The sequence below is a fragment of the Bacteroides ovatus genome, assembly GCF_001314995.1.
In the GTDB taxonomy this organism is placed as follows: domain Bacteria; phylum Bacteroidota; class Bacteroidia; order Bacteroidales; family Bacteroidaceae; genus Bacteroides; species Bacteroides ovatus.
Genome location: NZ_CP012938.1, coordinates 647,350 through 670,223, shown reverse-complemented (window position 1 = coordinate 670,223; position 22,874 = coordinate 647,350). Strand labels below are relative to the sequence as shown.

The 22,874-nt window shown below is 42.0% G+C and carries 17 protein-coding genes; 4 read left to right on the top strand and 13 right to left on the bottom strand.

From position 1 onward, the window contains the following. Nucleotides 1–1,008 (top strand): energy transducer TonB, encoded by a 1,008-nt coding sequence (locus Bovatus_RS02750; RefSeq protein WP_404977384.1) that lies wholly within the window; start codon nucleotides 1–3, stop codon nucleotides 1,006–1,008. A 30-nt stretch (nucleotides 1,009–1,038) separates the two neighbouring features. Beyond that, nucleotides 1,039–3,918 carry a PD-(D/E)XK nuclease family protein gene (locus Bovatus_RS02745; protein ID WP_004300452.1) on the top strand — a complete coding sequence of 960 codons (2,880 nt, stop codon included), beginning with the start codon at nucleotides 1,039–1,041 and terminating at the stop codon, nucleotides 3,916–3,918. 96 nt (nucleotides 3,919–4,014) lie between these two features. Here Bovatus_RS02745 and Bovatus_RS02740 read toward each other — a convergent pair whose 3' ends face one another. Both Bovatus_RS02740 and Bovatus_RS02735 read right to left on the bottom strand, forming a co-directional pair. After that, on the bottom strand, nucleotides 4,015–5,148 hold the full coding sequence (locus Bovatus_RS02740; protein ID WP_004300451.1) for a hybrid sensor histidine kinase/response regulator: 1,134 nt from the start codon (nucleotides 5,146–5,148) through the stop codon (nucleotides 4,015–4,017). Nucleotides 5,149–5,167: 19 nt separating this feature from the next. Next, nucleotides 5,168–6,097: a UDP-glucuronic acid decarboxylase family protein gene (locus Bovatus_RS02735; protein ID WP_004300450.1), complete on the bottom strand. Its 930-nt coding sequence runs from the start codon at nucleotides 6,095–6,097 to the stop codon at nucleotides 5,168–5,170. 200 nt (nucleotides 6,098–6,297) lie between these two features. Here Bovatus_RS02735 and Bovatus_RS02730 point away from each other — a divergent pair, with 200 nt between their 5' ends. Beyond that, a complete protein-coding gene (locus tag Bovatus_RS02730; protein ID WP_004300448.1) occupies nucleotides 6,298–7,257 on the top strand; it encodes a hypothetical protein in 960 nt (319 codons plus the stop codon). A 236-nt stretch (nucleotides 7,258–7,493) separates the two neighbouring features. Continuing rightward, nucleotides 7,494–8,453 carry a hypothetical protein gene (locus tag Bovatus_RS02725; RefSeq protein WP_004300446.1) on the top strand — a complete coding sequence of 320 codons (960 nt, stop codon included), beginning with the start codon at nucleotides 7,494–7,496 and terminating at the stop codon, nucleotides 8,451–8,453. Nucleotides 8,454–8,567: 114 nt separating this feature from the next. Here Bovatus_RS02725 and Bovatus_RS02720 read toward each other — a convergent pair whose 3' ends face one another. The 11 genes from Bovatus_RS02720 to Bovatus_RS02675 form a co-directional block, all read right to left on the bottom strand. Further along, nucleotides 8,568–11,786 carry a fimbrial protein gene (locus Bovatus_RS02720; protein ID WP_052588000.1) on the bottom strand — a complete coding sequence of 1,073 codons (3,219 nt, stop codon included), beginning with the start codon at nucleotides 11,784–11,786 and terminating at the stop codon, nucleotides 8,568–8,570. Nucleotides 11,787–11,830: 44 nt separating this feature from the next. Next, nucleotides 11,831–13,438 (bottom strand): fimbrillin family protein, encoded by a 1,608-nt coding sequence (locus tag Bovatus_RS02715; protein WP_004300444.1) that lies wholly within the window; start codon nucleotides 13,436–13,438, stop codon nucleotides 11,831–11,833. Nucleotides 13,439–13,479: 41 nt separating this feature from the next. Then, entirely contained in the window at nucleotides 13,480–14,592 is a 1,113-nt protein-coding gene (locus Bovatus_RS02710; protein WP_004300443.1) for a fimbrial protein, read from the bottom strand. A 2-nt stretch (nucleotides 14,593–14,594) separates the two neighbouring features. After that, a complete protein-coding gene (locus tag Bovatus_RS02705) occupies nucleotides 14,595–15,593 on the bottom strand; it encodes a FimB/Mfa2 family fimbrial subunit (RefSeq protein WP_004300442.1) in 999 nt (332 codons plus the stop codon). Between the two features lie 274 nt (nucleotides 15,594–15,867). After that, nucleotides 15,868–17,580 carry an Mfa1 family fimbria major subunit gene (locus tag Bovatus_RS02700; RefSeq protein WP_004300440.1) on the bottom strand — a complete coding sequence of 571 codons (1,713 nt, stop codon included), beginning with the start codon at nucleotides 17,578–17,580 and terminating at the stop codon, nucleotides 15,868–15,870. Nucleotides 17,581–17,637: 57 nt separating this feature from the next. After that, a complete protein-coding gene (locus tag Bovatus_RS02695) occupies nucleotides 17,638–19,149 on the bottom strand; it encodes a DUF3868 domain-containing protein (protein WP_004300439.1) in 1,512 nt (503 codons plus the stop codon). Nucleotides 19,150–19,157: 8 nt separating this feature from the next. Further along, complete coding sequence (locus Bovatus_RS02690) at nucleotides 19,158–19,730, bottom strand: DUF3575 domain-containing protein (RefSeq protein WP_004300438.1); 573 nt, start codon at nucleotides 19,728–19,730, stop codon at nucleotides 19,158–19,160. A gap of 21 nt (nucleotides 19,731–19,751) precedes the next feature. Then, entirely contained in the window at nucleotides 19,752–20,117 is a 366-nt protein-coding gene (locus Bovatus_RS02685; protein WP_004300437.1) for a hypothetical protein, read from the bottom strand. Between the two features lie 188 nt (nucleotides 20,118–20,305). Next, entirely contained in the window at nucleotides 20,306–20,605 is a 300-nt protein-coding gene (locus Bovatus_RS24525; RefSeq protein WP_004318544.1) for a hypothetical protein, read from the bottom strand. A gap of 423 nt (nucleotides 20,606–21,028) precedes the next feature. Continuing rightward, nucleotides 21,029–21,571 (bottom strand): IbrB-like domain-containing protein, encoded by a 543-nt coding sequence (locus Bovatus_RS02680; RefSeq protein WP_004300435.1) that lies wholly within the window; start codon nucleotides 21,569–21,571, stop codon nucleotides 21,029–21,031. Next, nucleotides 21,568–22,872 (bottom strand): DUF3440 domain-containing protein, encoded by a 1,305-nt coding sequence (locus Bovatus_RS02675; RefSeq protein WP_004300434.1) that lies wholly within the window; start codon nucleotides 22,870–22,872, stop codon nucleotides 21,568–21,570. Before Bovatus_RS02675 ends, Bovatus_RS02680 begins: the two co-directional genes overlap by 4 nt. Between the last annotated feature and the right edge of the window lie 2 nt (nucleotides 22,873–22,874).

Sequence of the window (22,874 nt, the reverse complement as noted above, 5' to 3'; positions counted from 1 at the left end):
ATGGCAAGAGGAAAACAAACCTGTAAAATCTTAAAAGAGATTCGTCAGCAGATAGCCGAAGCGAATGATATTGAATTCATTACCTCTGAATGTCAGTATCAGGGAGATTGTTTGGGTACTTGCCCCAAATGCGAAGCTGAAGTTCGATATTTGGAGCAACAGCTTGAACGAAAACGCCGTGTAGGTAAGGCCATCACTCTGTTTGGACTATCAACTGGTATACTTACAATAATACCTCCTACTTCATTGGACGCAGAAACACTGCAATGCCCTAAAATGAATTGGACCATTACTGCTGACAGCCTGATACAAGAAAAAGACATGAAAGGGGAAGCCCCCTTTTATGGTCCGGAAAAGCTACCGGAATTTCCCGGAGGAACAGAAAAATTTATAGAATTTCTGAAAGAAAATCTTCGTTATTCAGAAATAGATAGTATTGCTAATAATACATACACTGATGTAAAATTCACTATAGATTATGACGGACAAGTTATCAACCCTAAGATTACCCGCAAGATACACCCCAAAGTTGAAGCTGAAATATTAAGGGTCATGTCTCTCATTCCTCGTTGGACACCCGGCATATTGGCAAATGAGACAGTACAAGTGACATACAATCTGATGCTTTCATTCAGTGCGATGTATGGCCCGGAATTGAGAATCACTTATACTCGTATAAACTATCCTGACGTTTACGAGAAAGTACCTGTTATGCCCGATTTTCCTGAAGGCCAGCAAGCTCTCATGGAATTTCTTGCAAAAAAGATTCAATACCCTAATACAGGAACAGAAGGTAATGGTGTACAGGGGCGTACTATTATTCAGTTCATCGTTGATAAAGAAGGAAATATAGTCAAACCAAAAGTTTTACGTGGCGTAGATCCTTATCTGGATAAAGAAGCTTTACGCGTCATTAATCAAATGCCTAAATGGAAACCGGGAGAACTGGAAGATGGTACTAAAGTTGCTGTTTATTTCACCGTACCTGTTATGTTCCGATTACAATAAATACAAGAATCAGAAAATAGTTTAATCAATATGCAATCATTTCTCCAACTAGTCGCTCATGATTTATATACCAAGATAGGAAACGACCTGTCACGTACGGTACTCGTTTTCCCTAATAAACGTGCTAACTTGTTCTTCAATGAATATTTAGCAGGAGAATCCGATAAACCGATCTGGTCACCAGCTGCCATGAGTATCAGCGACCTGTTTCAGAAACTATCCGTACAGAAAAGCGGCGATCCTATTCGATTGGTCTGCGAACTTTATAAAGTGTTCAAAGAGGAAACACGGAGTCAGGAAACATTGGACGATTTCTACTTCTGGGGCGAATTGTTGATTAGTGATTTTGATGATGTAGATAAGAATATGGTCGATGCCGACAAATTATTCAGCAATCTACAAGATTTGAAAAATCTGATGGATGACTATGAATTCCTTGACAAAGAGCAGGAAGAAGCCATACAACAGTTTTTTCAGAATTTCTCCATTGAAAAACGGACCGAACTAAAAGAAAAATTTATTTCCCTTTGGGACAAGCTAGGTACTATCTACCATCGTTACCGTGCGAACCTGACAGAGTTAGGCATTGCTTACGAAGGCATGCTCTACCGGAACGTGATCGAACAACTCGATACCGACCAACTCAAATACGACAAATACATATTTGTCGGGTTCAATGTTTTGAACAAAGTAGAAAGTGACTTTTTCAGAAAACTGAAAGATGCGGGCAAGGCACTCTTCTATTGGGACTATGATATCTTCTACACCCAACAAATCAAAAAACATGAGGCCGGAGAATTCCTGAAACGTAATCTCGAGGAATTTCCGAACGAACTCCCGGAAAGCTTTTTCAACACCTTTAAAGAACCGAAGAAAATACGTTATATTTCCGCTTCTACCGAGAATGCCCAAGCACGTTTCCTTCCCGGATGGATTAAGGCGATAACAAACGATCATTCACAAATTACCGTAGAAAAGGAAAAAGAAAATGCTGTAGTGCTTTGTAATGAAGCTCTGTTGCTTCCCGTACTTCATTCCATTCCGCAGGAAGTGAAGAATGTCAATATCACCATGGGATTCCCATTGGCTCAAACTCCTGTTTATAGCTTTATCAATGCCGTAATGGAACTGCAAACCAATGGTTACCGCTCCGATACCGGCCGATTCACTTACGAGGCAGTATCCGCCATATTGAAGCATCCCTATACCCAGCAATTATCATCCCATGCCGGTCCCCTGGAACGTGAACTGACCCAAACAAACCGTTTTTATCCACTTCCGTCAGAACTTAAACAGGATGATTTTCTAACTACCCTCTTCACTCCCCGTAATGGTATAAAAGAACTATGCGATTATCTGATCGAATTAATCAAAAACATTTCAACCATTTATCGGAAAGAAGGAGAATACAATGATATCTTCAATCAACTATATAGAGAATCGCTCTTTCAAAGCCATACCAAAATCAACCGTCTCTACAGTTTGATTGAAAGCGGAGAACTAAATATACGCACCGATACTCTGAAACGACTGATTACCAAAGTACTGACATCTTCTAACATTCCTTTCCACGGAGAACCTGCTATCGGAATGCAAGTCATGGGAGTATTGGAAACACGTAATCTGGACTTCCGGAATCTCATTATATTGTCTCTCAACGAAGGACAACTTCCAAAATCCGGAGGAGATTCCTCTTTTATTCCCTATAATCTCCGGAAAGCATTTGGCATGACCACTATCGAACACAAAAATGCAGTGTATGCCTACTACTTTTATCGACTGATACAACGGGCAGAGAATATCACGCTACTCTACAATACTTCTTCGGACGGTCTCAACCGTGGAGAAGAATCCCGCTTCATGCTGCAATTACTTGTAGAAGGTCCACATGATATCACTCGCGAGTATCTGGAAGCCGGACAATCTCCGCAAAGTACCCAAGAGATACGAGTAGAAAAAACACCTGAAGTACTAAGACGAATCTATCGTGCTTACGATAGCACTCATCCAAATTCACTGGTTCTCTCTCCTTCCGCCCTTAATGCTTATCTGGATTGCCGGTTGAGATTCTACTACCGCTATGTAGCGGGCTTGAAAACACCGGACGAAGTGAGTGCTGAAATTGATTCCGCTCTATTCGGAACCATTTTCCACCTCTCCGCCCAATTAGCATACACCGACCTGACTGCAACCGGAAAAACGATACAGAAAGAAGATCTTGAACGCTTATTACGCAATGACGTGAAGCTACAAAGCTACGTTGACCAAGCCTTCAAAAAAGAATTATTCAAAGTTTCTCCCGAAGAAAAACCGGAATATAACGGCATACAACTTATCAACTCCAAAGTAATTGTTTCCTATCTGAAACAATTGCTGCGTAACGACCTTCAATATACTCCTTTCGAAATGGTCGCTATGGAAAAGAAAGTTTCAGAAGAGATTACTATACAAACAGGACAAGGACCGTTCACTCTCCGTCTGGGTGGCACAATCGACCGTATGGATGCAAAAGAAAGTACCCTGCGGATTGTTGACTACAAAACAGGAGGAAGCCCTAAAATACCTGCTAATATCGAGCAACTGTTCACCCCATCGGAAACACGCCCGAACTATATCTTCCAGACTTTTCTGTATGCTGCTATCATGAGCCGGCAACAATCGTTAATGGTAGCTCCTGCTCTGCTCTACATCCACCGGGCAGCATCGGAAAACTATTCGCCTGTTATTGAAATGGGAGAACCTCGTAAACCGAAAATACCGGTAAACAACTTCGCTTTCTTTGAAGATGAATTCCGTGAACGCCTGCAAACATTATTAGAAGAAATATTCAGCGAAGAAGAGCCTTTTACGCAGACAGAAGATACTAAAAAATGTTCGTATTGCGATTTTAAGGCTATCTGCAAACGATAAACCGAAAATAGAATATACCAATTAAATAAGGGCACAATTTACATATTCATGCAAACCGTGCCCTTATTATTTCTAGTCGTATTATCTATAGTTATCTTATTTCTCCAACAATGGAATTGAGAAACTAAATGTAGACCCGTCTCCCTTCTTTGAAGTAAACCAAAGTTTACCGCCATTTTTGACAACAAAGTCCTGACACAATAACAATCCGAGTCCCGAACCTTCTTCATTGTTTGTACCAAAGGTACTGAAATGAGTATCGGTATGCAGCAACTTCTTCTGATTTTCGTCATCAATACCGCAACCACTGTCTTTCACACTTACGATTGCCATACCGTCTTCTTCTGCCAGTGACACCACTACTTCCGAACCTTCATTGCTAAACTTAATCGCATTACTGATTAAATTACGAATCACCGTCTTAATCATGTCAATATCAGCACGAACAGCCACATTCTCTACAGGCACATCTTGTACTATCTTAATATTTTTCAGACTGGCCACCATCGTAAAGATTTCACTTACGCCCTCTACGACTTCCACCATATTAATATCCTGATAAACCACTTTCAGTTTACCAATCTGGCTCTTCGTCCATTTCAGCAGATTATCAAGCAATGAGAATACATCTTCTGTTGTCTGATTAGCCATTGTCAGCAATTCATACATCTCATCACCAATTGTTTCGCTTGGCAGATTCAGAATCAGCATATTCAGCACCATCTTGATAGATCCCATTGGTGAACGCAAGTCATGTGCAATCACAGAATAGAGTTTGTCGCGTCCCATGATCGTCTTACGCAACTCTTCCGTTTGTGCAACAATGATTCTTTTCGCTGCAACCAACGAAATCTGGTGCGTCACACGAATAATCAATTCTTCTTTATTGAATGGCTTTGAAATAAAGTCATTACCACCCACCTGAAATCCTTTTACGATATCCGCCGTACTATTTAGAGCAGTCAGGAAGATAATGGGAATTTCAGCCATTTCGGGGTCTGCTTTCATTTGTTGAGCTACCTCAAAGCCACTGATATCCGGCATCATTACATCCAGTAATACAAGATCCGGATTTTCCTTCTTCACTTGTTCCAACGCCTGTGTTCCATTACCGGCAGTCACAATTTTGAATTTCTCGTTGGTCAAAAGTACCTTTAATAAAAGGACGTTTGATATTACATCGTCCACAATAAGGACTTTATATTCAGAAGGATTAATTTCCATATTCATAATTTTCTTTTTTTATGCTTCAGACATTTTTAAAATATTCAATCATACGCTTCAGCCCCTCTTCAAGTTCAACAGTAGGCTGCCAACCCAGTTTCTCTTTAGCCAATGTAATATCCGGTTGGCGTTGCTTCGGATCATCATCCGGTAAAGACTTAAATACAATCTTCGAAGATGAACCGGTCATACTAATGATCCTTTCCGCCAATTCCAATACCGGAAATTCATTCGGATTCCCCAGGTTTATAGGACCTGTAAACTCGTCCTCCGTATTCATCATTCTTATCATTCCTTCAATCAAATCATCAATATACTGGAAGCTGCGTGTCTGCTTCCCATCACCATATATTGTTATATCTTCATTATTCAACGCTTGAAGAATAAAATTAGAAACAACCCGTCCGTCATTCGGCAACATTCGCGGACCATACGTATTAAAAATACGGATAATCTTCACACGCACATTATTCTGACGGTGATAATCCATAAATAATGTTTCTGCGCAACGCTTTCCCTCATCATAGCAAGACCGGTAACCTACCGGATTCACATTTCCCCAATAGCTTTCCGGTTGCGGATGAACGATTGGATCTCCATATACCTCACTCGTAGAAGCTTGCAGAATCTTGGCATCCAGTCTCATTGCCAATCCCAGCATATTAATGGCTCCCATCACAGATGTTTTGGCAGTTTGAATCGGGTCATGTTGATAATGAATGGGAGATGCCGGACAAGCCAAATTATAAATTTCATCTACTTCAGCCGAATAAGGATAAGTGACATCATGCCTCACCACCTCAAAATGATGATTATCCATCAAGTGAATGATATTATCTTTCGAACCCGTAAAAAAATTATCCAGGCATATCACGTCGTGACCTTCGTTTATAAGCCGAGTACAGAGATGAGAGCCTATAAAACCGGCTCCGCCACTTACCAATATTCTTTTCATTCTAAATATTTCTATTGTTTACTAAAGAGACGCTGTCTCTTCGTTTTGTTTATGGTCACAAATGTAACCGATTTGCTTAAAATAAACAATTTTCGGAGAGGATATTTTAAAAAAAAGCAGATTTAAATAGTTTCAATTTCCGAAACAACTTGCCACTGACAAATGTTTATAATAGAAAAGTATTATTTATTAGAACTATTATGATGACAAATAATCCAAATGCAAACCTCATAGAAGCGATGAAGGAAAAGCTTCCGCTCAAAGGACAACTGGCAGATATGTTAATGGACACGCTATACATAGGAAAAGAGGCAGTATACAGAAGATTGCGCGGTGAAGTACCTTTCACCTTACAAGAGTCGGCTCTTATTTCAAGAAAACTGGGTATATCGCTAGACAAGATTATAGGACTAAGTTTCAAATCGAACGCCATGTTTAATATAAACATTGTAGATTATGACGACCCGTTCGAGAGTTACTACAATATCCTTGAAAAATATGTCTCGCTAATCAATACGATGCCGGATGACCCGAATTCTGTAATGGGAACTTCTGCCAACATTATTCCCCAGACTCTCTATCTGAAACATGAACTTCTGGCAAAATTCCGTTTATTCAAATGGATGTACCAGAATAAATATATTGATTGCAAGAGTTTCGAAGAATTGGATATTCCACCGAAACTGGTCAATATCCAGAAAGACTATGTAGCAATGACACGTCATATCCACTCCATAGACTATATATGGGATAATATGATTTTCCAACACCTTATCAACGATATCCAATACTTCGCCAGCATCCATCTCATTTCCGACGAAACAAAAGAAGAAATCAAAAATGAATTATTCTTATTGGCGGACGAACTGGAAGAACTGGCTATCAATGGCAAGACAGCCGATGGCAATCGTGTACGCATCTATGTGTCGAATATCAACTTCGAGGCAACATATAGCTATGTAGACACCAATAACCTGCAACTGAGCCTCATACGTATTTATTCCATCAACTCCATTACCACGATGGACAACGAAATTTTCTGTACCTTAAAAGAATGGATTCAATCTCTGAAAAAGTTCTCCACTTTGATATCCGAAAGCGGTGAAATGCAGCGTATTCAATTCTTCAAACAACAGCGAGAAATTATTGACGCTCTTTAATTTTATTTTCGTAGATTAGAACTTCAATAAAAAATCAGTTCCAATAAATGAAAGTAGATAAGATTCTTATCTACTTTTTTTCATTCCCTGTCCTCACCACTTCTGTTTGATTCCCAATCAGAAAAAAACACATACATTCATCTCTGTTTTTCCACACAAATCTTTCAAACACAAGACGTAATTTTGCATAGAATGTATCACAGAGATTATTAACATTAAAATTAAAGGAACAAACAATGAAAAATGGTATTCTAAACGAATTAATATCTACAATGAGGGAGCGAATTCCTCAAGATATGAATCTGGCCAATACTTTGGCTGACATTTTATGCATGGGAAAGGAAGCTGTCTATCGCAGATTGAGGGGTGAGGTGTCTTTTACAATAGACGAAGTAGCGCTGCTTTCTCAAAAACTCGGTATTTCTATCGACCAGATTGTAGGTAGCCATGTATCTAATAAAGTTACTTTCGACCTGAACTTACTTCATGCCACTAGTGCGCTGGAAAGTTATTACGAAATAATCAACCGTTATCTGCAAATTTTCGACTATGTGAAAACAGATAATACGACGGAGGTGTATACTGCATCCAATTCCCTTCCCTTTACACTTTATTCTTCCTATGAGAATTTGTCTAAATTCCGTCTTTGCCGATGGATGTATCAGAATGGGGATATAAAGACGCCACATTCTTTGGAAGACATGTCTGTGGATGAACGGATCGTCAATGTGCATAAGAAGCTGAGTGAAAGTATAAGACAGTGTCCAAAAACGTTTTTCATCTGGGACACAAATATCTTTTATTCTTTTGTGAAAGAGATCAAGTACTTTGCCAGCCTGAATCTGATAAACAAGGACGATGTCATGCATTTGAAAGAAGAACTTCTTCAGTTACTTGGCGTGGTAGAACATCTGTCCATAAAGGGAGAGTTCAGCGAAAACAAGAAAGTGTCTTTCTATCTGTCCAATATCAGTTTCGAAGCCACTTACAGCTATATCGAGAAACATGATTACCAAGTCAGTCTGCTGCGGGTATATTCTATCAACTCGATGGATTCGCAAAGCTCATATATCTGCCAGATGCAACGCAATTGGATTCAATCGTTGAAGCGCCACTCTATTCTGGTTTCGGAAAGTGGAGAAGCACAGCGTATTGCTTTCTTGCAAAAGCAGTTGGAAGTTATCAATACGTTGTAAACAAAGGGAAACACACTAAACATTGTGGATTCTAGGAATAAAAAGAAAAGGATTTAATAGACGAGCTGTATCAGAATGAAGACAAACAACATTCTGATACAGTTCTTTTAGCTTTTATTCTATTGTGCGCACACAACGATACCAAGCCCAAGTTGTGGACTCTACCGTAGCCCATGCGCCGAATTCACCATTATTATGTCCGACCAGCCAATAGTTGCTATCGCGTGAAGTCAATGTCCAGTGCACAGCACTAATCTTCTCGAATCCGTTCCCTGTCCAAGTAGTCGAGTCACCGAAACCTTGGTTTTCGATATTGGTAACAGCCCCTCCCATACTGAGTACTAAATACATCTCACGCTGAGTAGGTAGACGCCAGCCACTCCCTTTGCTTTCGCATGCCGCTTTTGCTTCCGCCCAAGTTTTACCATTACTACTGGAATTTTCAATCTGAAACTTAGGAGCAACCTTATTCATTGCGCCACTTGTATCCGGAGTTTCACCTGAAGCAAATAACACCGAAGGATCTGTTCCTCCACTGGCATCGCGAGAGACAATAGTGACCCCCGAGGATTCTACCATCAAATAAGGGTACTTCTTTCCGCTATTTGTATTATCCCTTACGCAACGAAAATAATTATTATTACTAACAGGTGCGGAATCCGGATAACCTGCCGACATTTCCATCCCAAAACGTGTTGTAGAGCCTTTAGCCTCATAGTATGATGAAGACCAGTAGTTACCTGTCCAGTTTTGATACCACCCATATATATTCTGACCGTCATGATAATTACTGTTAATCGCATTACCACCCAAAGCATTTTCATAGACAAATGACAGCAACAGTTCACTAGCAGTAGGCAGACGCCAACCATCGCCTATATTCCTACAGATATCCTCCGCATCGGCTACATTTTCCAATCGCCCCACACTTTGGTTAGTTCCGTTATAATATCTCCTATTATCAAACCGAAGCGGATAAAGATAGAAAAGAGGTTCCCCGGCAGTTGTGTAAGATTTGGTTTCGGACACCATCTGAAGGTCAATCGTACGATAAAACGGGAATTCTTCATCCGCCACGGTATGCATTACATTTCTGAACGTGATTCTTATCGTTCCGCTTTTTCCTTCTTTCCACTTGCCGGGGTGAAGCTTCAGCCTGAAATCGTATCCATGACCAAGCACATCATTTCCCTTGCCGTCATCATAGCCTATGATAGACTCAAGATACATCTTGTCGTCCGCATTCTTTCTACCTATAATTACATCATTATCCGAATCGGTCCGAATCAGTCCGGTGCCATCATCGTTCGTTATATTCAATTCCTCAATATCCATAATTTCCCAATTGTTATTGACAAACAATTGCAAGTATTGTTCCGCACCCAGATTGACTTTATAAGTACGACTATTGACTGTAGTGGAAAGATATCGGAGTGAAAACTCCAGCTCCCCCTGATTGATGGGGAATTGTACTTGAGTAAGGTATCCTTCCTTATCGTACAGGTCGAACAACATAAAGTCCCAACGCCACCACCAGCCTGCACCATCTTCAACAGTACCATCGCCTGCTCTTCGCGGATTAGGCTGTATGGTAAACGCCTGTACTCTTTCACTGAACGGTATCGCATTCGTCCTGTCTAATTGCGGAATCAAACCGCCGGCATTATATTGGACCATATTGACACCGCCAGTGCCATAAAGCTTACCTTCTATCCTATCCACAGAAAACATGACATACACCGTCTGCGGTTCGAGAGGGAGTTCGTCGCCATCAGGATTTCGAATTGGAAAAAAAAGACCTCTCTCCAACACATTTCCGTATGCATCGACAAATTTGATAATTCCCGGATCTATTGTATACTGTGTCACTTCAATATTGTGAGTCAGGCGCCCTGCCGTCAACGTAACAGTAGCCTTACGCCCAACGCCAATATTTTCATTATTAAAATATGGAATTTTCAATTTGAGTTGGGTATCATCGTTCGCAACGCCCGATGCCGCATCAGCTCCACCTTCAAATTTGAGCCAGTCGCTCCCTGCAGTAACGGTGGCCTTCCAGCCGCCGGGACTGTCAGTAAAAACGTCTATGGCATAACTATTATTCTGGTATTGAGTTACAGCGACCTCCGATTCACCCACTCCGAGCATATATTGCCCATTGTAGACTACATCTTTGACTTTGTCACGGTCATAGTGTATCAACCGGATTTTAAGGTTGGACATGACTGTATAAGATGCCAACGCCTCGCTAAAACTTTTATAACCGGTACCCAACGCCTTAGTAATGGTAATGATGTATTTATGGTTTCGCTTCAAGGGCAAATATTCCACCTGCTCTCCTGTATTTCCGTTTTTGGTAAAATCCACCCGGTAAAATGTCGATTCACCCGTACCGATCTTTCCTTTCACAATCAGGCAAGTAGCATCTTTACGGCTCGCTTCTCCGTCTTGTCCCGCACCACCGGCATCCCCTGCCGCCAGGGACTCAAATGTATAAATCTCCCCATCGTAGGGTGTGTTACCATTTACGGAATAAAGGATTGCATTCCCTTCCTCCGTCATTTTACCACTGCCCGTGGGGAGAACAGGAGTATCCGGAGCCGGTTCAGTAACCTGTCCGTTTGTGTTCCATGCCGGAGCAATGTATCCGGTGGTATTATAATTGGCCAGGTAAACCTCTTCGACCGTGAAATTTGAAGTGACACTGTTATTACGGATATCGATACGCGCTAGCATACGTTTCATATTAATGTCGGTTATCGGATTCATCGAAGGAGTGATTTTGCTTATTACCTTCTCCCCGTACATCGGAATCCGCGTATACCCACCGGTTGTCGAGCCGTCTGCCAGCCATTTGCCGGTTTGGGTGTGAAGCATCTCTTCCATTGCCCGAACCTTGGTGGTCACTCCCTTCGTGAAGCCCGACACAATACCATCAAGTTCCTTATTTGCTACGACCACGATGCAGGTAGATGCGGTAGTGGGAGAAAGTACGGCAGAGAAACTCACAGTGGAATTGTCAGCCAAATCCTGCGTAACTTCTGTAGCGCTGGCCCATTCCAGAAATACTGCCGGCGTTTTTGACATATCAAAAACAAGAATATCCACCGTTTCTATTTCGTCTTCTTTCTTTGCTGTTCCCGTTCCGGTCATCGTACGCGAAGATACGGACGGGAGGTTTACATCGGGAACCGTTAATGTAAAGCGAATACCGTTTCCTGCCGGAGAAGGCGTCGACTCAAATTCTTCCTGTACGCATCCGGTAAGCCATACCGTCATCAACAGAACAGACAAAAGATAGCACTTTCTTTTTATTGAAAACCCATATTGCATATTTCTATTTCCTTTCCTTAAACTTTGATATTGCATATTCGTCATTATGGTGCGGTCAATGTCACCGTTATTGGCAGATTATCACCATTCGTATTGGTTAGTGTGAGTCTAGCCGTATCACCGGACACAGCATCGGCTCTAAAGTAGAAGTAAACCGCATCACCACTCACGCCACTTGTTTCGAGCATTGTCTCACTGTTAAGCAGAATTTTATCCGGATCCTGTATCTGGGTTATCTTCCACTCCCATATTCCCGGATTACCCGAAGTAAAAACAATCTTGCGACGTCGCATATTTCCGGTTCCATTATCGTTGCTGTCCAACTCTACGTTTGAGGTCAGCCACTCTCCGTCTTCTCTCCACTGGCTCAACAGTACATGGTGCTGCAGATTACCAGCATTGATATAAAAGCCTGTTTCCCGCTTAGTTCCGGTTCCTGAATTAAATTTGGGCATCACAACCTGGATATTATACGTATACACTCCTTCCGAAAGAGATATCTGAGTCATATTAACTGTCGGCCACGTATCCATGGTACTTTTGTTTAATGACGCCCCCGGCAGAAATCCTGTATCCGGACTAGCATCATAATTCGTTTTCACTTCTATATTGACAGTGACCCCATCACCAGCCGTCTGTACCTTGGTCTGCGATAATTTGAGATAATACTGTTTATCGAAAATTACATTCACCGGGCTTTCCGTCCATTCAAGCGGGGTAGCTGAAAGCTGATAGGTTTCGTTGGATATCGTAAGATTGTAGTTGATGTACTCGCCCGATTCCCAAGAATGCGGATTCTTGGCGAGAATATCACTGAACAGGAATTCCCGACCGCCAAAGTTGGTGGTAACAACAATTTTGGCGGTTGCGGAGAAAGCGTCAGTCGGCAACATGAGGAATGTATCACCTATCAAGGTGGCATCTTCGGTCACCGTTTTGTTACCGATGGGAGTAGAAGCGACCTTCCCGGTGACGACATCGCTCCAGACAAACTTCGGTTTGCCGTTTTTCGTCGTGGTGGTCGGAATTTCAGTCATCGCAAGGTTACCGCTTTTTCCTACATTCTGGAATTCTATTTTCTCGATAGTCACCTCATTCGGTACAGGAGCTACTTTCTTGAATGTAAAGGTAACCTTGGTCAATGTGTGGTAGAAGTGTATATTCACACCTTCAACCCATACAGGGCCCGATATAGCCGCCAATACATCGACATGATTGGCGGCAGATTCATTCGCTGTATAATTCAGCACCATTTCTCCGGGATCAATGAAACTCGCAGTAGGCGCATTCGCATCACTGTACGGATACCAGGAGAAGAACTTCATGCTCGCATTCAACAATCCTGGCCAATATTGCAACGGCGAGATGGTGGCTGTCAGGTCGGCGTTAACCGTAGCACTTGCATTGAAGTATGGTTGGGGAACAGAAGCATTGGGAGTCAGTGAGCCGTAAAGACCGAAAGTCTCTTCTTTCAGATCGGTATTCGAAGAGATTACCGTACCACGAGTGTAGACATAGCCACCTTCACCGATACGTTGCACAACAATTAATTCCTTATCACACGTCATCTCTTCTCTGACACACGAAAAGAGGACAACCGAAAGGACAGCCATTGCCATAATCATCCTAATATTATTTATAGTCTTTATCATCTTACTTCTTTTCCGAAATTAAAAACAATCAGCGAAAGATATTACAAGTCCATATCCAAATCAATGTCTTGTCTTTCACCCCAATCTTCTACGCTTATCGTCAGTATCTGAATACCTATTTTTCCTACGCGTGCCGTTACCTGATACACGTTGTTCCGACGGATCTCCGTAAAAGGTTGCGCTGTCGGACTACCTGTGCCGTCAACCTTTGTTACGCTTTCAATTACTTTCCCGGTTATTCCGGTGACGTCCGAAGGCCCTTTTAGGACATTAGCCATACTGATAGACAGTCGGTCGGAATAATCCGACTTGAATAGGCGTTCGGCTGTGTAGAACGAGCAAAGCAACTTCCGGTTTTCAGCTCCGGGAGCCGATGAGTATGCCCAAGTTTCTGTAGTCGCAGCCGTCCAGCTATGCGTTAATAAATTGCTTTCCGACACGTCTTCCTTCACCTTTCCGTAGTTTTTTGAAGAGTCGGCGTTATCACGCGTGCCGTTGCCCACATTTCCCATCACGAAATAGCTATCGTGGGAAAAATTATGCAAGGTGACACTGGTGCTTCCGGCAGTATATCCGGTCACTGCCCCGCCGTCTATAGCTTCGATAAAGACATCTACCCGGGCTACGGCACGTTCGATTACCATTTGCACTGTTTTGGTTTCATCGGGTGCTATGGATATATCCCGGATCACTCCTGTCATAGGCATTCCGGTCGCCGAAATAATCTGCCCGTCACTATTCAGTATGCTGGAGATGTCGTAAATCATCTCTTGCAACGTCAAAAGATTAGCTATACCGTCAAGTTGGCTTGTGAGACTCTGCGGTTCGTTGGCAATAACTACGACCAGGATATCATTGCTGGAAGTCACTTCGAGAAGTTGCGCATCTATATCAGTAGCTGTCTCCGGAGTGCTCAACAGGATGTGTTCATTCACATCCAGCCTCACGCCACCGGGCGTGCTGCCGAATACGATAAACCGCATGGAGTTTATCTTCTCCTGTTGTTCCACATCCCCATTGTTCACCAAGTCGATGCTAAGTTGCGCCCGGGTAGTATGGGCAGGCAACTCATAAGCCACATCAGCTTCTCTACTACATGAGAACAAAAGGATGGTGGATGCCAGATAAATGATATGTAATAGCTTTTTTCTCATTCTTAAACTTCCATCCCGTGGAGCCAATGAATCCAGGTCCCCACGACAATACCAATTTGAAGGAATCCTCCTCCGTTTTTTTCAACAACTGTAAATACCAGGTTCCATTCACTCTGCCTGTCAAGATACTCCTGAAAGGGAAGTTCCGTTCCGTCGTAACGGGAAACCGGCCGGGCAATGCTCAATAGTGTCATCAGATTGTAGCTCCAGACTTCGGCTTCGGTATTCGCATCCCTTATAATAAACTTATAATCCCATCCGCTCCTGTTGAGCAAACGCATCGTATTCAGGCGTGCGGACATAACCACATCGGATATTTCACCCGGACCTGTATAGTAAGGCACATAAGTAATTGGCCCTTGTCCTGTGGGTTCGTTTTCCCAGGAATAAACCGCATTTTCCGGTGCCTGAATTTCAAATGTATATTGTGTGCCATCCACTTTATTTTCCTCATATCCCATTAACGCGAGATTAAACCGATTGGTGTCACGTATCAGGTTCACCGGATAAATTTTGTGGTTGGTATTGGATGGCAGGTGGTCCACTTCCACAACTTCTCCGAAGTAAAGATGCTGAAATTCGAAATTAACACCCCCCGTCTCCCGCTTCAGGGATACAATGACTTGTTGGAGGGTGGTTGTTCCCGGCACCAGTTTATTACCTGCATTGTCCGAAAGCCGGAATCTGTCAGACAGACTTCCGACGGTCAGTACTTTATAACTTCCGAAATCGAGCTCGTCGGTCAACGACATTCGGTTTCCACCAACCAGCGCAGCAACCTTGACACTTTTGGTGAAAAGCAATTTATCATCGCTATCGAACACAAGTACATCCACCGATTTAACCTGCGGATTAAATGCATCCGCATATTCCATATTGTAGTCGAATACAAATTCCAACCAAAGCTCGCACCGTGGCAGGTCTTCGCGTATACTGTCGCACGAAGCCATACATAGCATCGAAGCAACGATAAGGAACAGCGATTTAGTTTTTCCGAACATATCTTTTCTTTTAGGGGGCAACCCTATCGGTTTGCCATTTTATATTGTCAGAGATCTCTATTTTGTGACCTCCGGTTATTTCCTCTTTTTGGGGCGCGCTTTGCATTTCATTGCATCTCGGATGCGCCGGTATATTTCAGTGCTGTTTTTGGGAAGCCTGTCACCGGCTTGTTTTTACTTTTTTCGGCGGTCTGTTCCGTACGGAATATCTATTTTAAAAGTACAGGGCAGGCAGTCCGCACTGCCCTGTTTTCTTTGAAAGTAAAGAATTTATTTAGATTTCGAAATTTGTAGTCCAGTATATCCACGGAGCAACTTTAATCTCAAAATGGAGATAGGCACCTTTCTTATCGATATCTTCTTCTTCATCCGGATCTTCGGGACCACCACCAGGATACCACGGTGTACCGTTACCATTCACCTTTGTCAGCGTAAGCGTATAATAGTTATTACGTACTACACCGTATTTCCCATACTCCATGTAAGAATTGGCTGCATTGTCATGACGAATCTCATAGTAGTAATAGTTGAGACTCTTTGGATACCAATAGATGCAACCTTCTTTTTTACACAGTTCACCACCATTCTGAATGTTGTTGTCGTCAAGAATAGCCTGCGTAAGGGATGCAAAATCACCCGGATCATTGGCGGTAAGTTCAGATTTTATCTGAGTATAGAACAGTTCGCATGCCGAAACTAAAAGTTTCTCCTGGGCGGTCATAGGGTCTGAGGCTGTTTCTTTAGCTTTGGCAGGCGTATAAGCAGCCAGCAAGTCGGCAAAACTCTTGAAGTTTACAGAGTTAGTTCCGTTAGGAAGACGATACCAGTCATTTCCTAAAGTAAATTCACCAGACTTCCAAGGTGCATACTGTCCCTTAAGTACCAGACGCGTAGCCGCACCGAACTTCTGATATCCTGCGGCCATCGTATTCTCGATACAGTATTTGTAATTATCACCTGCAGTCGCACTTTCAGCAACCCATTCCACCTTAGGTTCGCGAGTTGCAGCATCGAGTGTATTCTTAATAATGCCTGTAAGATATTCGGTTCCACCCGCAGTCGTAAAGTTCGGGTCGACTGTATAGAAGTTACTTTTGTAAAATCCGGTAGTATGAGACGATGCTGTGGTAGTCTTCTTTGCAAAAGGAAAGAACAGGGAGTTGTAGTAATCTATAGTCCAATTTCCAAAATCAAACTGTCCTAGACTTGCATTTGTTCCATCTTCAAAAGGTCCAACTGCTAATGGACTGCCAATCATAACCTCCAATTTTGCAGCAAGGCGTTCTATCTCAAGGGTAGCCGGATTACTTTTCGCTGCATTCTGAGCTTGCGCTTCCGATTTATAGTCGCTGACCAAAACAATCTTATCCGATACATCAAGCAGACATTCATCCTCCCATGCATGATTGGATGGATCTGAATCGGAATCATCGTAGAATCCGACATTAATCATTGCACAACCATTGGAGTGTACAACCTCCTCTACCAGATAAGCATTGTTGGGCTTAGTATTGTTTTCAGGAACTGTAATCATTCCATTGATGGTAGCATAGGTTGCACCCGCTGAAAGATTATCCAAGCGATCCTTTAATTGGTAACCTGGATTGGCAATAACAAGCAAATACTTAGTATTCGGATCCACTTTAACCGGAGTATTCGGAGTCGTAACTCCACTATTTGTTCCGAAAGAACTTGATCCCAATACCGTGGCATACTTAGTTGCCTTTTCATCCTTAGTCACCACCTTACTCGCATTGAACGTAATCAAATAGAGCTCATTAATCGCACTTTCCTCCTCTAAAGCCGTCTGTTCACCAGAAGCACGTGAACCAGGCACTTTGGGATTAGTCAGACTAATTGATACGTAAGCTACATCATAACCTGCTCCCCCTTCAACCTCCGGATTTTCCTCCAGATTCTCATTTGAACAACTTGCCAGTGCCGCAACAACCAGCAACGAAACTAAAATTGATTTAATCTTTAGCATAATACAAAAAAATATTAGAATTAATACTTATATAATTTCCCACTTAATCAGTAAGTTTTACTTACCATTCTTTTTCATTTTAGCAGCATTAGCCTTCTTCCTGACTAATTCTTCCAGATTGCCCCTAGCTGCATCCAGACCTGACTGCTCTGCAAACTTCAAATACTTCTTCGATGATTCATAATCTCCCTTCATTAACATTAATATTCCCATAGCATTATTATATTCCGGCAAATTCTTATTCGAATTCACCATGCCCAGATAACGTTCAGCCGAAACCAATTCATTGCGTGATAAAGCGGCAGTAGCAGCATTTATATTTGCAATCTCACTCTGCGGATACATCCGGACAGCCGTTTCGAACACATCAATAAATTCTTGCGAGCCTGTCGGATAGGTATTAGCTACCAGAAACATTTCATTCAAGCTCAAATTCTGCGGACGCGTCTTGATAATCTCTTTTGCTTCCTCCACACTAAAATCCCTCACTTCGTAATTCACTTTGCAGATAGCCACACGCAAACTTGGGAAAATATACTTCAACAAGTATCGGTAAGGCGTCCCTCCGTGAAGTTGCATCAGTTTTGTTTCTCTTCCTTTTTCAATAGGTATGTTCCTGATAATATCCAGCACTTCGTCTTTATATTCCAATTCGATTGTTTCAAGCGCCTTCTCCAGTCCGTCCCAGTTTTCACCTCCAAAGACAATGTAGTATTGGTTTCTCGGAAAATCGTATCTGTATGCCAGATAATCCCGGAGCGCCATGGCACGTCCTTCAGACAGACGTTTGTTCGCTGCCAATGTTCCTTCCGGAGACGCATAACCGATAATATCCAGACGGTTCACTTTCACATTCGGATCGGACTTCAGCTCATCGATCATCTTCCGGATTTTAGCCAGCTCCTGAGGGTTATTCATGTATTCGGGACGAATATTGACTTTATTCACCTCGAAATCCAGAAAACATTCCGCTTGAACATCCCGTTGTTTGATTTCTTCCGCTTTCGGTTGCAGATAGGCAAACTGAGGAGCCACTACGTAAGGCGTCCATACACGTTCCAACGTCACTTTGCCAAATTCCTCGATGTTCATTAATGCCGTTTCACCGCAACCACATTCGTCACGCTGCACGTCCAGACGCGCATCCTTCATCCATGATTCGAACGGAACCAGATATTGATACCGAATCGTATCATTTCTTAGTTTTCCGGCTTTTTCCACTATATACGGCTTCTCGTAGCTTCTCTTCTCCTTGGCGCTCATCAACGCAAGCCCACGCTCATACGCCAAATACTCGTCACGACCTTTAATAGAAACTTTCGGAAGATTCAGAGTGCGTCCGGAAGTCACCAGCCGCGGAATTAAATCCATTCCCCGGGCAGATTTCACTTTCACATTATTCAAAACAAAATCTATATCGACATGAATAAAATCACCTTTCTGTTCCAACCGCACCGGATTCACGGTAATGCCACCTTCGTAAGAGCGGGATTGAGCCATAGCTGTGTTTATATTCAGGCTGCAAACCACCAACATACACACAAGGAAACCTATATTTCTTATTATCATACTCCTTATTATTTAATTACATAAATAAGTGACACACTTGCTTTGGTAGGTCCGAAATAATTTTTGCTGCTTTCCTTCAATCTCGTACCACAGGTAGCGCAAGGATACTTGTCATATACAATGTGCGCATATCCCACTCCGACAGACGTTTCTATACTCCAGCGTTTTTTCAGAATCCACGAATATCCTACGGAAAAGCCACCGCCATAAAGATATCCCTGATAACGCGTATGCTGCATATTGTCACTGATAAAAGACCAGTCGGGCCACCCTCCTACATTGAAATCGGCATAATGTCCGTGCATTCCGATAAACATACGGCGAAAACTCTCACAAAACCAGTAACGAACTTCGGGTTGTATCCCCCAATGACGGAGGCGTTTGCCGTCGGAAAGTTTCCACGGATTATAATTGACCGGAATGTCCAGCGTCCATTTACGCACCAGTCCGATCTCCAACCCCAAATTCATGGTAGTGGTAGCGTCATACAGCAGATTGCTTTTCAACGCAACCTTCTGGGCATAACCCTCGGAAATAGCACATCCGAGCATGAATAATATGAGTATAGCAACTTTCTTCATTTATATCACATTTACTGTTATTTATTGCCCCAATTGAGTAACATCTATTTTTATGCGTTGCACATTACTGATGCCCGTTTTAACGGAAGACGCCATTGTTGTGAGATGTACGATTCCGTTTCTGGAATCCGCCTCTATATTGGGCAATACCTTAATATATATCTTACCGTCTTCAACGATAATGCGTTCTTCTCCTGTATGTTCCTCCGGCATTACGGAAGAATACAGACGGATCCAATTTTTAGCACTTTCATCCACTTCGCCCGTAAGGCAGAAATAATTGATTTCATATACCTCCGAATTTGAATTTTCAGTAGGCATGAGCTGAAGCGTACTTCCCGCAGCAGGAACAGCTTTCCTTTGTCTAATATGAACTTCTTTTTCCAAATTTCCTGTTTTTAATGTTAGATATACATCATCCTGTCACCTGTTTCTCTTTGTCCTTCTTCATACCACATCAACCAGTCAGAGTCCCCCACTGTTACCTATGGTTACCTATGTTATCACTAGACCAACGGAAGTGACTATCGGTATCTTGTAATAAGAGTCTTGACTTTTGTAAGTCCCTTGAATGTTCAGACAGGTGTTGTTCTGAAGCCGGACTCATACATAATATAATTCATGGGAATAGTTTCTTGAATGTCACTATAAGGCAGAGAGCCAAGCAATGGATTGCTCAATGGTTTAATCAACAACCCGGCATATATATCCGCACAAGTTGTCACCTCTGGCGTTAATTGGATGAGAGTGCCGGTCACATTCAACTCCTGCACACACCCCACCACAGATAATAAAGAAATCAAATATAAAAAACAGGTTGTAAGTCTTGTTATTTCTCTCATTAATTCTCTAATGTACTTTCTTCTACTTCTCATATATCTCTCTTACTTCTCTTTTTGCTTTTCTCTCAGGACAATATTTTTTGTCCAAATCTCATATTGCAAATTTCGGAATATTAAAGGAGATACAAAATTGTATTCATTTCTGTTACAGAGAATCAACTTAGAATAAAGGGACTAATTATGTAGGTAGCGAACAACAAGGTTACGAAATTCACAACAAAAATACTCAATATCCTCATTTCTTTCGATATGCGAACATTTTAAAATTCCCAAGTTTCTTTCATAAAAACTTGGACAATAGAGGGAAGTTATAGTTTTTCGTGTCATTTAGACACAACTTAGGCACAAATTAGACAGAATAACTAGCTGTTTTATACAACAAAATAAGCTAATAACTTGTATAATTTGTGCCCAAATGACAAAATGCTCAATTTCTGTATATATATAACTATCAGATTATAAGGTTTTACGCTCAGTTTCCGTAGGTGCCACCTCATCAGGAATACTGAATTCGCGATTAGCAAACAGATCAGCAAGTCCTGAAATTTGTTTCAGGCGCAACAATTCATCACGATCCATACCAATATTTTTCATTATCCATTGATCGGACATACCTGCCTTATCAAGCTCCGCAACAATGTTGCACATCAATTCAATGTTATGCATTCCACGCGCACGGTTGTGCCGGATTGTTGAACTCATACGGTTAGACAAGTCTTTGTCTATCACCACAATCGGCAACAAACCGTTTTCACGCTTATAGATTCGTTGGGAAGTTTTCAATACCGTATAGCGATGGTAACCATCCACCAGGATATAACGGTCTTCATCTTTATTGTAGTAACATACACATGGCATCGTAAAGCCATCTTCCCAAATAGAAAGTTCCAGCAACTTCATTTCAGGCGGTGCAACGACATTCGGATTATAATCGTTCGCATATACTTTTTCTACGGGTACCGCTTTTACCTCGTAAACAGGGCTTTTATCTACACTCATGATACTATGATTCTATATTGTTCCATAATTTGACTTCTCTTACTCATCTCCTCCTTTGTAGGTGAGAATCCCATATATTTGCAGGCATGGTCATTCTTAAGAATACAAACGCACATTCGCTTATACGTGGGTATTTCTTTGAATTCCGGAATGTCAATATCATCCTGATATTCCATACGTACCGGTTTTTTCAACGTTTTGTAGTTACTGTTGTCCATAACGATAATCGGTACTTTCGCATCAATCAGCTTCTGGATGGTGGCATCACTCAGGCATCCGCCTTTTGTCCGCCAGAAATTCACGCTCACTGAAAGTTTCCGTAGATAATTCTTCCTCGCCCGCTCCGGCAGAGTAGACAACAAAAAATACATAAACTCGCGCCATGTATATCCTTCGGGAAGTTTCACCGATTGCCATCCCATTGCATGAGTACCACCATACATACCGGTAAAGTTCACACCGTTCACCCTTCCCACCATTTTACCCCAGGTATTAGGATCAAGCACCCGGTAAAGCTGCAAGCTCTCTTGTGCCTCATTAATAAAGGGACTTGCTACACGCTGACGCTCCAGATTGACTCCGGCACGATAATAAAGATCGTATAAAACATTATAATCCCACTGGAATTTTCCATTGGCAGTCCATACATCCGTTGTTTTCCAGTCATAAATAGGGTAGGCATTATAAATATCATTCCCTACTTTTGAAGTCCATTTATATTTATGATACATCTGGAATTTACGGCTCATATAGATACATCTCCACCGATTGAAACTTTCCTGTGTACGAATCCCGATCAGACAACAAGTGCGCACTGCATCTTTTTTATTATGTATCCATTGCGCAAAACGCATCTGAAATTCATAATCCCACATGGTTGTATTATAAAAAGGAAAATCTTCTTTGGTCATTGCCTTTTTCGGCATGGAACGAACCCATATATTCTTTTTGCTGTCTTCCCACGGACGCCAAAAAGATTGATACATCGAGGTGCAGGTAGCCACACGGAAAGGGATGCATACCCGGTATACATCCAAAATATCCTTATTGGCCTCCAGCATCCGGTCTACATAGTCGATGGTCATTTTATACTGGATCTCATAATCCATGTGAAAAACTCCCAAACGTACCTTCAGGTTATTCTTCCGGATATAATCGATACACATATTCAGCAGTACCCCGCTGTCTTTACCTCCGGAGAATGACACATATATATTATCAAATTCATTAAATATAACTTTCAGTCGTTCTTGTGCTAATTCATATACATTCTTTGTGCCTGCTATTTTCTTTTTCGTCATAA

Bases quoted from the DNA above. Each gene is read 5' to 3' on its own strand.
- Bovatus_RS02750 (WP_404977384.1), top strand. From the start codon at position 1: ATGGCAAGAGGAAAACAAACCTGTAAAATCTTAAAAGAGATTCGTCAG.
- Bovatus_RS02745 (WP_004300452.1), top strand. From the start codon at position 1,039: ATGCAATCATTTCTCCAACTAGTCGCTCATGATTTATATACCAAGATA.
- Bovatus_RS02740 (WP_004300451.1), bottom strand. From the start codon at position 5,148: ATGAATATGGAAATTAATCCTTCTGAATATAAAGTCCTTATTGTGGAC.
- Bovatus_RS02735 (WP_004300450.1), bottom strand. From the start codon at position 6,097: ATGAAAAGAATATTGGTAAGTGGCGGAGCCGGTTTTATAGGCTCTCAT.
- Bovatus_RS02730 (WP_004300448.1), top strand. From the start codon at position 6,298: ATGATGACAAATAATCCAAATGCAAACCTCATAGAAGCGATGAAGGAA.
- Bovatus_RS02725 (WP_004300446.1), top strand. From the start codon at position 7,494: ATGAAAAATGGTATTCTAAACGAATTAATATCTACAATGAGGGAGCGA.
- Bovatus_RS02720 (WP_052588000.1), bottom strand. From the start codon at position 11,786: ATGCAATATGGGTTTTCAATAAAAAGAAAGTGCTATCTTTTGTCTGTT.
- Bovatus_RS02715 (WP_004300444.1), bottom strand. From the start codon at position 13,438: ATGATAAAGACTATAAATAATATTAGGATGATTATGGCAATGGCTGTC.
- Bovatus_RS02710 (WP_004300443.1), bottom strand. From the start codon at position 14,592: ATGAGAAAAAAGCTATTACATATCATTTATCTGGCATCCACCATCCTT.
- Bovatus_RS02705 (WP_004300442.1), bottom strand. From the start codon at position 15,593: ATGTTCGGAAAAACTAAATCGCTGTTCCTTATCGTTGCTTCGATGCTA.
- Bovatus_RS02700 (WP_004300440.1), bottom strand. From the start codon at position 17,580: ATGCTAAAGATTAAATCAATTTTAGTTTCGTTGCTGGTTGTTGCGGCA.
- Bovatus_RS02695 (WP_004300439.1), bottom strand. From the start codon at position 19,149: ATGATAATAAGAAATATAGGTTTCCTTGTGTGTATGTTGGTGGTTTGC.
- Bovatus_RS02690 (WP_004300438.1), bottom strand. From the start codon at position 19,730: ATGAAGAAAGTTGCTATACTCATATTATTCATGCTCGGATGTGCTATT.
- Bovatus_RS24525 (WP_004318544.1), bottom strand. From the start codon at position 20,605: ATGAGAAGTAGAAGAAAGTACATTAGAGAATTAATGAGAGAAATAACA.
- Bovatus_RS02680 (WP_004300435.1), bottom strand. From the start codon at position 21,571: ATGAGTGTAGATAAAAGCCCTGTTTACGAGGTAAAAGCGGTACCCGTA.
- Bovatus_RS02675 (WP_004300434.1), bottom strand. From the start codon at position 22,872: ATGACGAAAAAGAAAATAGCAGGCACAAAGAATGTATATGAATTAGCA.